17 protein-coding genes are annotated in these 15,119 nt (G+C 64.4%); all 17 read left to right on the top strand.

The genetic code is table 11. The features are described 5' to 3' along the window. On the top strand, nucleotides 1–1,732 hold a 1,732-nt coding region (locus OXC99_05095), incomplete at its 5' end, for a PrgI family protein (protein ID MCY4624365.1). Further along, nucleotides 1,729–2,049: a hypothetical protein gene (locus tag OXC99_05090; protein ID MCY4624364.1), complete on the top strand. Its 321-nt coding sequence runs from the start codon at nucleotides 1,729–1,731 to the stop codon at nucleotides 2,047–2,049. The genes OXC99_05095 and OXC99_05090, both read left to right, overlap by 4 nt. 19 nt (nucleotides 2,050–2,068) lie before the next feature. Next, nucleotides 2,069–4,297, top strand: a complete 2,229-nt coding sequence (locus OXC99_05085; protein MCY4624363.1) for an ATP-binding protein — start codon at nucleotides 2,069–2,071, stop codon at nucleotides 4,295–4,297. 37 nt (nucleotides 4,298–4,334) lie between these two features. Further along, on the top strand, nucleotides 4,335–6,866 hold the full coding sequence (locus OXC99_05080; protein MCY4624362.1) for a type IV secretion system DNA-binding domain-containing protein: 2,532 nt from the start codon (nucleotides 4,335–4,337) through the stop codon (nucleotides 6,864–6,866). Then, the gene (locus OXC99_05075; protein MCY4624361.1) at nucleotides 6,863–8,518 is read left to right on the top strand and encodes a hypothetical protein; all 1,656 of its coding nucleotides are present in this window, start codon (nucleotides 6,863–6,865) and stop codon (nucleotides 8,516–8,518) included. The genes OXC99_05080 and OXC99_05075 overlap by 4 nt, the downstream gene beginning before the upstream one ends. Nucleotides 8,519–8,688: 170 nt before the next feature. Then, nucleotides 8,689–8,871, top strand: a complete 183-nt coding sequence (locus tag OXC99_05070) for a helix-turn-helix transcriptional regulator (protein MCY4624360.1) — start codon at nucleotides 8,689–8,691, stop codon at nucleotides 8,869–8,871. Beyond that, the gene (locus OXC99_05065) at nucleotides 8,858–9,082 is read left to right on the top strand and encodes a hypothetical protein (protein ID MCY4624359.1); all 225 of its coding nucleotides are present in this window, start codon (nucleotides 8,858–8,860) and stop codon (nucleotides 9,080–9,082) included. Before OXC99_05070 ends, OXC99_05065 begins: the two co-directional genes overlap by 14 nt. Continuing rightward, entirely contained in the window at nucleotides 9,069–9,395 is a 327-nt protein-coding gene (locus OXC99_05060) for a hypothetical protein (protein MCY4624358.1), read from the top strand. Before OXC99_05065 ends, OXC99_05060 begins: the two co-directional genes overlap by 14 nt. A 163-nt stretch (nucleotides 9,396–9,558) precedes the next feature. Next, nucleotides 9,559–9,774 (top strand): hypothetical protein, encoded by a 216-nt coding sequence (locus OXC99_05055; GenBank protein ID MCY4624357.1) that lies wholly within the window; start codon nucleotides 9,559–9,561, stop codon nucleotides 9,772–9,774. Between the two features lie 94 nt (nucleotides 9,775–9,868). Then, nucleotides 9,869–10,162 (top strand): hypothetical protein, encoded by a 294-nt coding sequence (locus OXC99_05050; GenBank protein ID MCY4624356.1) that lies wholly within the window; start codon nucleotides 9,869–9,871, stop codon nucleotides 10,160–10,162. A 2-nt stretch (nucleotides 10,163–10,164) separates the two neighbouring features. Further along, nucleotides 10,165–10,590, top strand: a complete 426-nt coding sequence (locus tag OXC99_05045; GenBank protein ID MCY4624355.1) for a helix-turn-helix domain-containing protein — start codon at nucleotides 10,165–10,167, stop codon at nucleotides 10,588–10,590. A 736-nt stretch (nucleotides 10,591–11,326) separates the two neighbouring features. Next, complete coding sequence (locus OXC99_05040; GenBank protein ID MCY4624354.1) at nucleotides 11,327–12,397, top strand: hypothetical protein; 1,071 nt, start codon at nucleotides 11,327–11,329, stop codon at nucleotides 12,395–12,397. Between the two features lie 190 nt (nucleotides 12,398–12,587). Beyond that, nucleotides 12,588–13,052, top strand: a complete 465-nt coding sequence (locus tag OXC99_05035) for a hypothetical protein (GenBank protein ID MCY4624353.1) — start codon at nucleotides 12,588–12,590, stop codon at nucleotides 13,050–13,052. Nucleotides 13,053–13,057: 5 nt separating this feature from the next. Beyond that, nucleotides 13,058–13,483 carry a hypothetical protein gene (locus OXC99_05030; GenBank protein MCY4624352.1) on the top strand — a complete coding sequence of 142 codons (426 nt, stop codon included), beginning with the start codon at nucleotides 13,058–13,060 and terminating at the stop codon, nucleotides 13,481–13,483. Between the two features lie 32 nt (nucleotides 13,484–13,515). After that, a complete protein-coding gene (locus OXC99_05025; protein MCY4624351.1) occupies nucleotides 13,516–14,487 on the top strand; it encodes a hypothetical protein in 972 nt (323 codons plus the stop codon). 130 nt (nucleotides 14,488–14,617) lie between these two features. Continuing rightward, complete coding sequence (locus OXC99_05020) at nucleotides 14,618–14,857, top strand: ribbon-helix-helix protein, CopG family (protein MCY4624350.1); 240 nt, start codon at nucleotides 14,618–14,620, stop codon at nucleotides 14,855–14,857. Continuing rightward, a partial coding sequence (locus OXC99_05015; GenBank protein ID MCY4624349.1) for a recombinase family protein occupies nucleotides 14,854–15,119 on the top strand: 266 nt, incomplete at its 3' end. The genes OXC99_05020 and OXC99_05015, both read left to right, overlap by 4 nt.

Genomic DNA, 15,119 nt, shown 5'->3' with positions numbered 1-15,119 from the left:
AGACATGAGAGAACACGAGGTACCGACCCACGTCCAGGCCGAGGACCGGGTGCTGCTGGGATTCACCTTCCCGCAGATCGTGGCGGTCGTGGCGGTGTGCGCCCTGTCCTACGGGGCCTACCGCTACGCCCCCGTCGGCCCGTCCGAGGTGCGCATGGCGATTGCCGTCGTCTTCGGACTGGTGGGCATCGCCATGGTGGTGGGGAAGGTGGGCGGTCGGCGGCTGCCCCTGGTGGCCGCCGACCTGCTCAAGTACCGGCTGGGGGCGCGGGTCTACGCAGGCCCCGTGTCCCAGCTGGTGCGGGCAGAGGCGCCGGCGCCGCCGCAGCCCACCAACAAGAGCGGCCCCGGCCCCTTTCGGCTGATGGCGAAGAGCACGAAGCGCGTCCTCCGCAGGCTGAGGAGCAGGAGGAAGCGCAGGGGGAAGTCCAAGGAGCGGCGCGGCGAGCGGAGGCCCTTCCGTCCCCACGGCTGGTTCGGCAAGCGCCGCAACAGCGGCGGGGAGCACCTGGGCCACAGGGCCGAGACGCTGGAGAGCAGGCGAAAGCCCCGCAACGGGTGGGCGCCGGTCGTGGCCCTTGCCATCGTGGCGATGGCCGCGACCATCCCCCAGGCCGTCCTGGCCCAGAGCCCGGACGATGAGCGCTGGCGTGACGAGATCGACTTCGAGGTCACCGAGCCGGTGGAGGGACGGCGGGTATTCGTCGAGGAACTCACCGTCTCCGGCGAGCGCGCCGCCGTCACCCTGCGGGCCGCAACGGACGTCGACATCCGCGTCCGGGCCTTCGGAGGGAGCGAGGGCCGCTCCCTCCGCTTCTGGGGTTCGGCAACGCTCGTCGAGGGAGAGCGCATCGACTACTCCCTCCCCCTGCACGGACCGGTCCCGTCCTTCACCGTGTCCTGGGAGGACACCCTCGGACAGGCCGGTGCGCTGACGATTGAGAACGAGCGGATCCCGTACCCGCTCCCGGAAATCGAGGGCGAGCTCTGCAACCTCCGCATGACCTCCCTGGGCTGGACGCCGGGAACGGTGAGGGGAGTGGTCGAATCGGAGTGCGTGACGAGCATCGAGCACCCGGTAGAGCTTCAGACCGTCTCCGGGCATGAGAGCGTCACCGAGACGACGGTGCTGGACGCCGGGGTGACGGCCATCACGGGCACAGTTTCAGCCGCGACGGGCGCGTCCATCGCGGAAGTGCCCTTCATCGCCAACGGAGAGACCAGTTTCAGGCTCACCGTGCCCACGGGAGAGGCGATTCATCCTCTGACCGTGGACGTGAGCATTGAGGCCACGCTGAGCATCCCCCTGCCCCCGCTGACCGTGCTCACCCACCACCCGGAGCGGACGGAGCAGGTCTCCAGGACCGTGCAACTCTACCGCCCCGGGGACAGCGACTCCGACAGTCAGACGGCGACGGCCGCCTGCGAGGACGGCGAGACGGCGACTGCCACCGCGACTGCCTACGCCCACGTCCCCAGCGCCACCATCACCAGGGAGGTGACGGTGGACGTCCTGCACCCCGAGCACGTCAAGGCCGAGGTGGTGGAGCGGGGGCCGCTCACCCGCGCCCGCGACGAGTCCCTGTCGATGGACTCCGCCGTTGGGTCCGACGACCCCTACGCCGCCCTGACGCTTCCCGAACCCGAGCCCGAGGACCCGCCCGCGGAGCAGAAGCCGGCGAACGGGCTGCGGGAGTGGTTCGACCGGCTGGGATGGGAGTGGCCCTGGTGAGGCGCTTCCTCTCGGCAGCCCTCCTGGCCGGGGTTGCGCTGGCCACCACCGGCGCGGCCCCGCCGGAGGAGCAGGCCATGCTTGCCGCCTTCGACAGGGTCCTCACGGCGATGGCCTACGCCGGCGCGGGACTTGCCGTCTTCGCCATCGTCTGGGCCGGGTTCGTCCTGATGGCCGAGGGAGGCGAGGAGCGCGGCGGGGGCAGGGCCAAGAGCGCCGTGGCGCTGGCGGTGGTCGGCCTGGTCCTGGTGCTGTCGGCCAAGGGCGTCGCCGCCCTGCTGAAGCACGGAGTCCTCCCATCCATCCCAACCCCCTAGAGATAAGGAAGCCAACGAGTTGAAAAAGCTGCTTGAACGAATCACGAGACGACGGACGGAGACCCCGCCGGAGGTGTTGGCAGGAGCGGTCGAGGCAACGCCTCCCAAGCTCCCGCCCGAGCTGCCCCTGTTCTTCATGCTGTCCCACCTGGAAGACGACGGGCCGGTGCGGCTGGACGGGGTGAAGCTGGGCGTCTGCGAGGTGATGGGCCTGGAGATCGACGAGCCGAAGCTGGGGGCATTCGCCGGGGCGCTGAACGCTCTGGACTTCCCGGCCCAGCTGCTCATCAGGCAGCACCCGCCGCGCCTCGGAGGGATGCGGGAGAAGCTGCAAGAGACCCAGCCCGCCGACCTACCCCCGCAGACGAAGGCGGCGGCCGAGTCCCTCCGCCACCTGCTCAGCGATCTTGAGGCAAGGGACGGCATACTCGACCGGCGCTTCTACGCAGTCTGCGAGTTCGGGCGGGTCGACGACCTGCGGGGGCTGCTTGCAAGGGCCGGGCTCTCCGTCCATTCCCTGAGAGGCCGCCAGCTTCGGATGTTCCTCGTGTCGGCGGCGCTTGGAGGCTCGCCCTCCGACTTCGACGAGGACGCAACCGTTGAGGCCGAGGTCAGACGCCGTGAGTTGCGCGTCGGAGACCGCCTCCTGCGCTCCCTTCACCTGGGCAAGTGGCCCCGCTCGCTGCCCCCCGGCTTCCTCCAGGGACTCATGGCGGCGGGAGCGCCGATGGACCTTGCCGTCCACGTCGGCCCGATACCCGCTGAGCAGGCGGCCCGCACGCTGGAGTGGCAGAAGGTGAGGTTCGAGTCGGCGCAGTCCCTCTCCTTCAAGCGGGGACGCACCATGTCCCCGGAGGCGGAGATCGCCCTGGAGGACATCACCCGTCTCAGGGACGAGGTGCAGCGGGGAAAGGAGCGGCTCTTTCATGCGTCCCTATCCGTGACCCTTCACGCGAAGGACGAGGCGGCGCTGAAGGAGATGACCCAGCGGGCGAAGGCCCACTTCGCCGCCACCCTCGGCAAGCTCGACAACCTGGCCTTCAGGCAAAGGGAAGGGCTGCTATCGACGCTGCCCCTGGCCCTGAACGCCGTGGCCGAGTGGCGCAGCCTCGACACCTCCAGCATCGCCCGCCTCTTCCCCTTCTCGCCGCCGGACCTGGACACCCGCTCAGGCACCCTCTACGGCATCGACATGCGGGCCTGCTCCCCGGTGGTCTACGACCCCTGGGACGGGACACACCTGAACGCCAACACCGCCGTCCTCGCCAGATCGGGAAGCGGCAAGAGCTTCTCGACGAAGCTCGGCGTGCTGAGGGGTCTGACGCGAGGCGTGACCGCCTACGTCATCGACCCCGAGGGAGAGTACGCGGACATGGCCCGTGCAGCGGGCGGGCGAGTGCTCAGTCCAGGCGTCCCCGGCGAGGGCATGAACCCCTTCGTCATCGAGCGAGGCGACTCCGAGGAGATGCTCCAGCGCATCGGCAGCCTGCGACGGCTCATCGAGGTGATGGTCGGCGAGAGTCTTGGCGCGGAGCGCAGGGCGTCCCTCGACCACGCCCTGGCGGGCTACTACGCCCAGCCCCGCGAGCGCACCGGCTTTAGGGATTTCTATTCGTATCTTCAGGAGGACGAGGCGGGAGACCCCGGACTCGCACGGCTGCTGAGGCCCTTCGCCACCGGCAGCCTGCGGCACCTTCTCTCCGACGAGGGCGACGACCTGCTGGGCAACGAGGCCCTGGTGACGGTCTTCGACCTTCGGCTGCTGGAGCCCGAGCTGCGCCCCGCCGCCGCGATGGTCTGCACCGAGACGGTGTGGGCCGCCGCCGCCCACGACCCCAAGCCGAGGCTGCTGGTCGTCGACGAGGTGTGGTCGATCATGCAGCACCCCGAGGGCGCGGCCTTCATGGTCTCGATGGCGAAGCGGGCGAGGAAACACCGGCTGGGGTTGCAGTTCATCACCCAGGACGTGCAGGACCTTCTCTCCGAGGACTCCTCCCGCACCATCACCGGCCACTCGGGAAGGGCGCTCCTCCAGAACGCCGCCTTCAAGCTCCTGCTCCAGCAGGACGCGGCGGCGATCAGCACCGTGGGCGATGCCTTCGACCTGCCCGAGGACCTCCAGCGCTGGCTGCTCTCGTGCCCCCGTGGAGACGGGCTCTTGCTCGCCAGGGGCAACCGCTTCCCAGTCCGCATCGAGGCCACCCCGGAGGAGACGGAGGTCATCGAATGGCGGCCCGGACACCGATAGAGACAGGACTTCGACAGAGAAAGGAAGGCATCCACCTATGAAGTTGAACCCCAGGGAAATCCTGTTTGGAAATGACATCGAGAAGAGACCCGTCCTGCTGACGGTGACGCCGCCGAGGGCCGGGGAGCGCACCCTGTTGGGCGTGGAGAACATGCTCGGCTCCATCGCGGTCCCGGAGCCCTTCTCCCTGGAGCTGGCCGCAGACATGGACGGCGTGACCCTGATGGCCCGCTGCCTCGACGACCAGGTGGTGCGCGGCCAGCTCTCCGCCCACTACCCCCAGGCCCGCATCCAGAGGCTCGACCCGGAGGAAGACCCGCTCAGGCTCGAAGAGGGCGAGCAGGCGTGGAGCATGACCCTGCGGGCCGACGGCCCCGAGTACGTGCCGCTGAGGACCTTCAGGGACGACGACCTGCTCGACCCCGGCTCAGATCCCCTCATCGCCATGATGGGCGCGTTGTCCAACATCAGCAGGGGTGAGCGCATCGTGGCACGGCTGCTGCTGCGCTCCCTGGGCCCCGACTGGTCGCAGGGACATCTCGAAAAGGCCCACAAGCAGCCCGGCATGGAGCCGCGGGAACCCGCCTACACCTTCCAGACCAAGCCCCTGCAGATGGACGGCATCACCATGGCCGTCCTCGGCATCGGGGCGCTGGCCGCCCTCAAGGGCTACCTGTGGGTGCAGGACGGCGAGATATGGAAGGCCGCTCTGCTGGGGACGGGCATGGCCCTGGGCCTGGCGGTCGGCGGCTGGGCATGGCACCGCTGGAAGAAGGCCAGAAGCCGGGTCGAGGACCCGCTGCTCATACGCGAAAAGGTCTCTCGCATCGCCTTCGACGCCGAGCTCCAGGTCACGGCGATACTGCCCGCAGGGACGAGGCCCCAGCGGGCAGGCGAGCTCCTCGGTCCGGTGGCCGCCGCCTACCGCCACTTCGACAACCCCGCGGGCGCCAGGTTCAAGGTCGGCAGGGTCCGGCCCGCCGCACCCGACCCAGAGATGCTGCACCCCGCAGGCCCCGGCCTGTTCGGCGGGCGCAGCGTGCTCGGCGTCCGGGAGATCGCCTGCCTGTGGCACCCGCCCGGCGCGGGCGACGAGACGCCCCTGGTGGAACGGTCCGGCGCGAGGTCGCTCCTGCCGTTCGCCAAGGGCGTCAGGGGCGGCGCGCTGGTGGGGGACACCACGGCCGGCAAGCCCCGTCCCATCCGATTCCCCGAAGACCTGCTCAAGAGGCACCACCTCTACGTGGCCCGCACCCGCATGGGCAAGTCCACCCTCATGCACCACCTCGTCACGCACAAGATGCGGGAGAAGGCCGAGGGCAGGGACCCGGACGCCATCGTCGTCATAGACCCCCATGCCGACCTGGTGGCGGGCATCCTCGAACACGTCCCCGAAGCACTGGTCGACCGGGTGCGGCTCATCGACCTGGCCGACCAGCGGAGAGCGCCGGGCATCAACCTGCTGGACACCCGCATCTTCGCCGACCGCGACCGCACCGCCGACTCGGTGGTGCGCGTCGCCAGGGGCCTGTGGGAGCAGTGGGGGCCGAGGATGCAGTCCATCCTCGAACAGACCGTCAAGACCCTCCACGAGGCCAACGAGCACCCCGAGACGGACGAGGGCAGCCAGCACACCATCCTCGACGGCCTCAAGCTCCTCTCGGACAAGAAGTTCCGGGAAGGCGTGCTCAGGAGGATCGAGGACCCCTACCTCCTTGAGTGGTGGGCCAGGGACTTCGGAAGCTGGCACCAGCAGTACCGCGCCGAGGCCCTCGCCCCCGTGCAGACCCGCCTCTCCTACTACGCATCCTCCAAGCGGGCGCGGGCCATCCTGGGCCAGCGCCGCTCCACCATCGACCTGCGCGACACCATCCTCAGCGGCGGCGTTCTGCTGGTCTCCACCGCCCAGGGAGCCGTGGGCAGGGACGTGGCCGCCCTGGTGGGCGCGTCCCTTCTCAACCTGGTCGATTCGGTGATCCGGGAGCAGGAGAGCATGGCGCTCAGCCAGCGGCGCGGCGCGCTGATCGTCGTGGACGAGATGCAGTCCATGCCCGGCGTGGACTACGAAAGCATGTTGTCCGAGCTTGGGAAGTTCGGGGCGAGCTTCATCCTCGCCACCCAGAGCCTCGCCAAGCTCGACGACCTCTCCCGCACCATGCGCGACACCCTGCTCGCCAACGTGGGCTGCCTCGCCGTCTTCCAGGTGGCGGGCAACGACGCCCGGACGCTGGTGTGGGAGCTGGGCAAGGAGCGGGTGAGCGAGGACGACATCACGTCCCTCCCCGTCCACCACTGCTACGTCCGCGCCACCGTGGGCAAGGAGCGGATGCCCGCCTTCTCGATGATGGTCAGAAAGCCGGAGGAGGGAGACCCCGCCGTCGCCGCGCAAATCCGCAGCGAAGCTTCCTCCTACACCCTGACGGCCCGGGACCTGGAGGACTCCGAGTCCGCCAACCGGAAGAAGGTTCGTGACTTCAAGGACCGCGCGGCCGACCTGGAGAAGGACGGCGGGGAAACGGAAGAGAAGGCCGCCGGCAAGGAGGCGACGGAAGAGGAGGCCGAGCAGTGAGAGCTGAAGGATGTGAAGCCCAGACCCTCCGAGCCCTGGCGTCGATGCCCTTCCTCGACCGGGCGGAGCTGGTGGCCGTCACCGGCTGGTCGAAGGCCGCGGTCCACGAGGCTGTCGACCGGCTGGACTCCGGCGGCTTCTGCGCCGCCGTACCCCACGCCACCCCCCTCTTTCCCTCATCGACCCAGCGGTTCCACCTCACCGCCGCGGGGCTGGAGCGGCTCGCCGAACAGGAAGATACGTCCCTGGACGAGCTCGTCCGCGACCGCCCCCTCTCCGCCGAGTGGCGGCGCAACCTGATGGGAAGGCTCGACTCCCTCGCCGCGATCTACCGGCTGGCGGTCGCCGTCTCCGGCGTCGCATACCCCATACGGTTCCGGTGGTACAGGGCCTCGACACTGGACGCCCCCATCGAGATTCCCGGAGGCGGCGCCGTCGGCATCGTCAGGCAGGGGCTCACCGCCGACAGGACCGGGTTCTCCGACCGGATGTGGAGGTTGCGCCAGGGGCCGCTCCCCGGAGCCGTGATCGTGCTGATGGCCGACGACGTGCGGCTCAGGCACGTCCGCAGGACACTGTCCGGCGCCCCCGTTCCCTTCTACCTCGCCCTCGAACGCGAGGCGGTCGCGGCGTCGCCGGACGACCCGGTGTGGAGCCCGCCCGCAGTCAACGCCTCCGTCGAGCTGCGCTCAGTCCTCGACCGGATCGAGAGGGGAAGCCTCCTTCCCGACGAGGACGAGCCCCGGATGGCCTCGGTCCCCGCCGACCTCTCCGTCGAGGGTCCGGGATGGAGGGTCTCCGACTATCTGCTGCCCGCCACCCTCAAGCCCGCCGAAAAGCGCGCCCTCGACCTCATATCCGACTGGCCCTGGATCACCCTGACGGACCTGGCGGGACTCATGGCCGTCTCGATCCCCAGGGCCTCCCAGCTGGTGACCCCCCTCGAAGGGTTCCGCCTCGTCACCCGGCCCATCGCCGGGAGCGGACGCATGGCCCTCACAGACCGGGCATTGGCGCTCCTGGCCCGCAGGGACCGGACGTCCGTGGCCATCGCGAAGAAGCGGTGGAGCGCCGCTCCCCTGTTCCCCGGCACCCCATACGTCTGGGACAACGTGCGGGGCGCGAGGAGCCGCCAGTTGCTCAGGAACGTCGAGCACACCGCCGCCGTCCACTCCTTCCTGGCCGCCATGACCGTGCAGGCGGGCCTGCTGGATTGGGAGGTCTCCCAGGTCGACCCGCCCCGCAGGGCCTCGCGCCACTTCAGGCACGGCGAAGGGATGCGCTCGGTCAACCCCGACGCCTTCGGCGTGCTAAGCAGGGGCGAGACCACGTGGCCCTTCATGCTGGAGTGGGAGCGGAGGGCCGTGCGGCCCTCGACCATGTCGGAGCGCCTGGCGCCCTATCTGCGCTACTTCTCTTCCCACCGGCCCACCGACGATCACGGCGCCCGGCCCTCGGTCCTCATCGTCTTCGACGACGAGATCGCACACACCCACTTCCTGCGCCTGGCGCGGGACGAGATGCAGGCCAGGGGAGTGAACGTGCCCCTGTGGGTCTCCCACAGGGCCGCCATCGAGCGGCTGGGGCCGCTGGGACGCGCATGGCGCGCCCCGGGCGACTGGCAGTCGCCCCAGGCCGTGCCGCCGCAATGACCAACGACTGACATCGGGGAAGCGGCGCGACGGCTCGCGCTCCCTTCCCCGAGGGGAGATGGATTGCAATGTGTTCACAGGAATATCACAACAGGAAGAAAGGCCCCCGGAGGCGTGGAGGACGGACCGTTGTCCGGCTCAACACGGCGGCCCTCTGGGAGCGGCTCACGTTGCTGAATCGCTCCCAGAACTGGCTCGCCAGGGAGGCCGGGGTCAGCCCCGGCTACATCTCGATGCTGGTCAACGGGGAGCGCACACCCTCCGGTCGCATTCGCCGCCGGATGCTCAAGGCCCTGGGTTTCGACGGATTCGACCAACTCTTCACGATGGAGGTTAGAGATGACGAACCATAACGATTCGTCCCGTTTCGACGGGATCACGGAACAGTTCAACGAGGAGCAGGACCTGGCCTTGCAGGCAACGGTGCTGGCGGAGGACTTCCCCAAGCGCCTCGAACGCCTGCACGAGGTCAGCGGCCTCACGTGGGCCGCCTTCGCAAGGTCCCTGGGTTTCGACGACCTCGACCAACGCTTCACGATGGAGGTTAGAGATGACGAACCATAACGATTCGTCCCGTTTCGACGGGACTACCGAACAGTTCAACGAGGAGCAGGACCTGGCCCTACAGGCAGCGGTGCTGGCGGAGGACTTCCCCAAGCGCCTCGAACGCCTCAAGGAGGTCAGCAACCTCACGTGGGCAGCCTTCGCAAGGGCCATCGGCGTGGACCCCAAGCTGGTTCACCGCTGGCGCAACGGCGTCGAGCCCCGAGGCTGGGCCATGCACGCCCTCTTCCGCTTCGCGCAACGGATGCCCGGAGGCATGGCGATCCTCGTGACCGAGAGCTTCCAGTTGAGCTTCTTCAAGGAGGACAACTAGGCAAGCGGCCCCGCCGGGCGATGGCGCATCGGCGGCACGGCGGGGCCTGAGACGGCTGGATGCCGCCGGAGCCCGCCCATTCCGTCGGCTCCGGCGGCCCAGCCGCACAACCCGCAACGAGAGGCCAGCGGCCCCAGGGAAGAAGCCGCTGCGACTGTGACCAATGAGAGACAACGAAGACAAGAGGAGACGAAAGATGCCCGGCGAGGACGGCCCCGGCGACTCGCTGGACGCGCTGCTGTCGTCCTACACCCCCAGGCAGCGGGAGAAGGTCCTGAAGGGCCTGCGCATCCTGGCCCGCGTCGCCATCCGCTCCTACATGGAGGAGGAGGCGGAACGGTCGCAGGACGAGGACGGCGGCGAGGAGGAGAGACGATGAACGCCCCTACCACAAGGCACGGAGGCAATCTATTGCCGGTCTACGCCGTTGAGCGGTATACTTTACGGTACGGTATCTGGTGATGGGGTCCGGCGTGCGGCGCTTCACCGATGAGCATGGAAACGAGGTCAGGCTCACCGAAGAGCGGCTCGGCCACATCCTGCGAAGGCATCCTGAAATGGCCTTCCAGGTGCACAGGTTCGCCGAGACGCTCGCCAGCCCGGATATGGTGAGGCCCTCCAGATCCAGTACCTCGGTACAGCTTTACTACCGGCTCAACCCGGACCTGCGGAGCAGGAACCGTTACATCTGCCTCGTGGTGAAGGCGGAGAGCGGCTACTCCTTCGTTCTTACTGGTTACCTGAGTCGGAGCATCAAAGGAGAGTGAGCATGACGACCAAGAAGGTATTTGTATCCTACGATCACGAGGGGGACATGCTTGAGGTGCTGTGGGCGTTCAGGGAGGGGTACTTCACCCCCACCAGCGACGAGCGGATCCTCAAGAGGCTGGATGACGACGGAGAGGTCATCGGGTTTCTCATCCACGAGATGAGCGCCCTCACCGAGCCGAGCCCCGTCGAGTTCGAGCTCGCATCCGAGGCCGCCACCGATGATGTCGCTAACGTGACTGTGAAGGAGGCGGCCGTAAGGTTGGGCGTCTCTGAACGCAGAGTGCGAAAGTTGGCCCGGGATGGCCGGGTGCGAGGAGCGACCAAGACCGGATCGGAGTGGCTGATTCCCACGCCAGTTGATGTGGTCCCAGGACGGCGCGGTCCCGTAGGTGTAGCGGGGCGCGTTGATGGGGCAGGAGGCTAGTCAGGAATGAACCACTTATTGACTTGGCGTCAATCGTTGATGAGTCGCCTAGGAGCGCTTTCAGCCAGAGCCGTCCAGGAAGCCCAGATGGACCGATTGGGGTTACAGCGAGACTGGCTGTACAACAATTCTCTCACGGCCTTCGTAGGCGCACTTCTGATATTGCTGGCGCGGCACATACACATATCGGACTCGGGTGTCGCAAGAGGCGGTGAGCCATCCTCAATTCAGTGGGCTTACTTCGTGCAGGACTGGGTCGCCCCACATTTGAGCTCGCTCCATTTGCCATTGAGCGCAATTCTCTTTGTAATCGCGTTCGCCCTGCTGGCTGCCTCAGTATGGCGAAAATCTCCGGTGTGGGCAGCTCAGGTAGGCATTGGGATTTCACTCCTCTCTCCGATATTTGTTTGGGTCGGCATCTTCACTGCTTGGCTACCATTGGTAGGCAACCTGTTCACCAGTGATCCCAATGTCGGAGTCGTAGTCTTCTACGTTGGGTTCTTGTTCCTTGTATTGATCTCGTTGCGGCCCATAGTTGCCATGCGCCTAAACAGGTCGAGCAACACCTCGGAGACAAGGTGCCCACGATGCCGTGGCTAATAGCATCCGTAGCCTACGTGGGCTTCTTGATTTTCGTCCTAATGGGCATCAAGCTCTTTGCCTATACCGTGATTGGATACTGGCAAACTGGAAAACCAGATGAGAGTTCCAGCTAGGTGAAGCCGTGAGATACATCGTGACCATAGTTGAACAACTGGATCGTGCCACAAGGGAACTGGCGACAGACCATCCGATAAACAATCGTCTGGCTTTGATACTGGTCGACAATGCCACCGAGCTTATGCTGCATCGTCAATGCACGGATCGATTGGGGCTCGACAGCATGGCATCGGGTCTATGGAAAGCGCACGAAGCCATCAATGAAGAAAGAACATCGGGAGACCACCTTCAATTCTCGGAAGACTTGAAAAAAGATGTGATGACGTCGAAACAGCGGTTGCAGGCCAAGGGAATCTTCTTAGATGGCAAGCTTAAAGTCCTAGAAGGCATGGGGGACATCACGGCGAAGGAAAGGCGGTTCATTGCGATTGCCCATGACTACAGAAATGAGCTCTACCATGTCGGACTGACTCATGACGAGATAATGCGGCCCCTTGCGATGCAATACTTCTTGCTTTCCTGTGACCTATTCACGCGATTGGGAAACAAGGGCTTCTTCGGCCCCACATTTTCTTCCAACGACGAGTACACTGATGTGGCGAAGCGTTACTTCCCAGTGCAAGACGGCCGACTACTCGCCTTCGATGTTGACAAGGCCGACTTGGCCGACAAATTACGGAGCGCGCTTCCTGCCGGGGTCTCCGACCTGCCCGAAACACTTGCTTCCAGTGCAAGGAAATCCATCAAGTCAGTGACGGATGAGTTCGGTTTCTTAATCCGAGAAAACCCTTTCAGCTTCGACGCGGACAAGATGCTAGAGGTCGCGCAGTGGCAGCGAGACCTATCGGAAGCTCTTGAACGTGAAGACGTAGATGGCTTGTGGGTAGACCCCAATTATCGACAAGGTTTCAGCCGTGTGGCAACAGAGTTGGAGGCGAAATGGCGGCAGCGTCACTCGTCACTTCCCCATGAGAGGTGGATGGTCCGAGCTAACGCCGTTGAGCGAGAACGTGACCCCCTCACCGCCTTGGACTTGTACCAATCTCTCCGTGAGGGCATGTCGTACCTTGAAGAATCAATCTTGTCCGCGTCGACTGAACTCGACAGATGGATTCAGCACCAGGTCGACATTGCGCGAGGCAAATAAGCTTGGAACAAACACGAACCATCGGAGCGCTTTCCAGGGAACCTGCCGGCCAGCTGACCATAGAGAATCGCCGAGTGTTTGGTCCCTGCGTCTACCCCTGGACCGAGGCAGTCCCATCCGGCAGTGTCAGATTGTCGATGCATGGAATGAACGACCAGACCCTTTCCAAGTACGACTGTTGGTGGAGCGCATGGAAACTCTAGAGTTTCGATTGAGGGTTCCTGTCAAGCCGGACCTCGACTCAGCGGCTCGACTTGCGCTGTTGGATGAGGGCACTCTGACGGAAATGCCTTCCCACATAGCTCAGGGCTTGCTCCCTCGAGACGACATGGGATCCCTCTTTGTCTTCAGAGTCATGCTCCAAGATACGGGCATTTTCATCACCGAGGACTGGGTGGTGAGGATCGTAGGGCGCAGGATCCTTGATTGCGTGTACGCGCTATGTGCCCTGATGAGTTTAATTATCGTGTCATTTGACACCTCCGTTTCCGTGGACCTCATAACTCTTAGAAACAAAAGCGAAAATCCATTGCACCGTCTGTTGTTTCGCAAGTCGCTGATAGCCAGCGTCAAAGGCTCCCTTTGGTGGATAGCGGTTACGTTGCTGGCCGCGGCAATAAGTGGATGGATTGGCGCAACAGTCTTTGGAGGGTAACCGTCATGTTTGAAATGTCAGAGGCACAAATGACCTCAAGAATCCTTGAAGTAGCTAGAGAACTTGGATTCAACGCTACTCGTGAGCGCGCGTTCTCGTACGAACGCGGACTGAAACATCGGCTTCTTGGGCGACGGTCACGTCCCACCACGATGAGACCCGACCTATTGCTTGAACACGAGAAAAGGTTAGTGGTTATAGAGGTCAAGCGAGGACAGGTGCTTCCCGGGGCTGTAGAGCAGGTACTCGACTACGTGGATGCTCTGGGTGCGAAGGGAGTGATATGTGTCCCAGATTCGGTGATTGAGAACACGGCCATAAGTGTTACTCGATACGCCAACAACGCCGACATCCGCATCTGCTCACTCTCGGAAATTCAGGACGTACTAAGGCGCCTGTTGGTTGGCCCCGACGTAGACCACCGAACGTGATTTTCGTTGCATGAAGTGAAATTGGTATCAGTATGGATTTCCTGTCTGACCTAGCCCAGGCCATCGTCTCGGATTTCACCGCACAGGGTGTTTCCTTTCCCCGGTATGCTGACGTTGATGACTTGGCCAGCCGCTACTTCGAAATGCGAATCCGCAGGATTGAGCCCATTACCCGCACGGTCCACTTCTCAGAAGAGATTCACCAATCCCTGGGAAATCTTGTTCGTGGCAAGGATCCCGGACGCAGTACCAAGGCGGTAGAAGCGTGGAGGACGGTATTCTACCTACGACATCTCTTCGAAAGCGGTGAAGCGGTGCTTCCGTACCTAACCGATAGGGTGAACTATACAGAGAAGAGTGACGGACTGTTGTGGGACTACGCCATGCATCATCTGCACCTCAGTCGCAACGTTGGCCGAAATGGCTTCGTCGAACGTACTGACTGGCTACTCTTCGCGATAGTGGCAGATCAGGACACCTTTTTCGTCGACGTGAGGCCCCACACCGACCCCGACCGGCTGCAATGGGTGCGACAAGACCTTCTGACTATCGTTCACAGAAACTGGCCGGAATTGACGGCAAGCCGCGTGCTGCGAGGTGTAACGGGCGATACGATAACCGATATGCAAAAGCGGGAACTCCGCCGGAAGAACGCAAACTTGGTCCATAACATCGCCGGCAACGCCATCGCCCCGCTCGGATGGGGTACTACAGCCGATGGGCACAGCACGTTGTGTCGGTTCCTGGCGCATAAATTGCTGCACGAATTGGAGCAAGAACAACGAATACTCGACGACCACGCTGATGCATTGCATACGGTGTTCGTCGAAAAGGGGATGGCGGAAGAGGCACAGCCGGAACTTAGGTTGATTCGGAAGAAAGACCTGACTGTGTCGGAAGACCAAGTGACCGCACTGAGTTCATCTGAGGGTTTGAGTCGAGACCTTTGGCACATAGGTTTCGCGATCGTTGAATCCAAGACACGCGCCCTAGTTGTCGTCTGACGGAGGTCACTAGACCTGGCAACCCTTGTGATGTCTGATGGGAGACTCCATTGCCTACTGTCCGGCTCCCATTCCATGCGCCCCTTGACACTGGCATCCCGGTTCGTTCATGATAAGGGTAAGACCATGTGTGACCACAAGGACAAATGAGATGCCGAGGAACAGAAAGACCATCACTCTATCCCTGCCGCCCGAGATGGATCAACAGCTCCGGCAGGTGGTGGAAGAGGAAGGCAGAACCGTGAGCGAGCTTCTGCGCGAGGCGTTCCGCCTCTACCTGGAGGAGAGGGAATGGCGCAGGCAGGAGAGGATGGAGATGCGGCGCTCACGCCAGACCGAACAGGAAGATACCAGGAGGAGCAACAGATGAGTGAACGACACGACTACACGCCGGTGGCCCTCTACGCCAGGGTCTCCAGCGACCGCCAGGACGTGGACCTGTCCGTGGCCGCCCAGCTGCGGGCGCTCAGGGACTACGCCGAGAAGAACGGCTACGCCGTCGCCCGCGAGTATGTGGACGAGGCCGAGAGCGGGCGCGTCGCCAACCGCCCCGAGTTCCGCAAGATGATCGACGAGGCCGGCAGGACCAACGCTCCCTTCCGGGAGATTCTGGTCTGGAAGTTCTCCAGGTT

This window comes from Chloroflexota bacterium (genome assembly GCA_026713825.1).
Lineage (GTDB): Bacteria > Chloroflexota > Dehalococcoidia > Lucifugimonadales > UBA1127 > UBA1127.
This window is presented reverse-complemented; position numbering and strand designations above follow the sequence as displayed.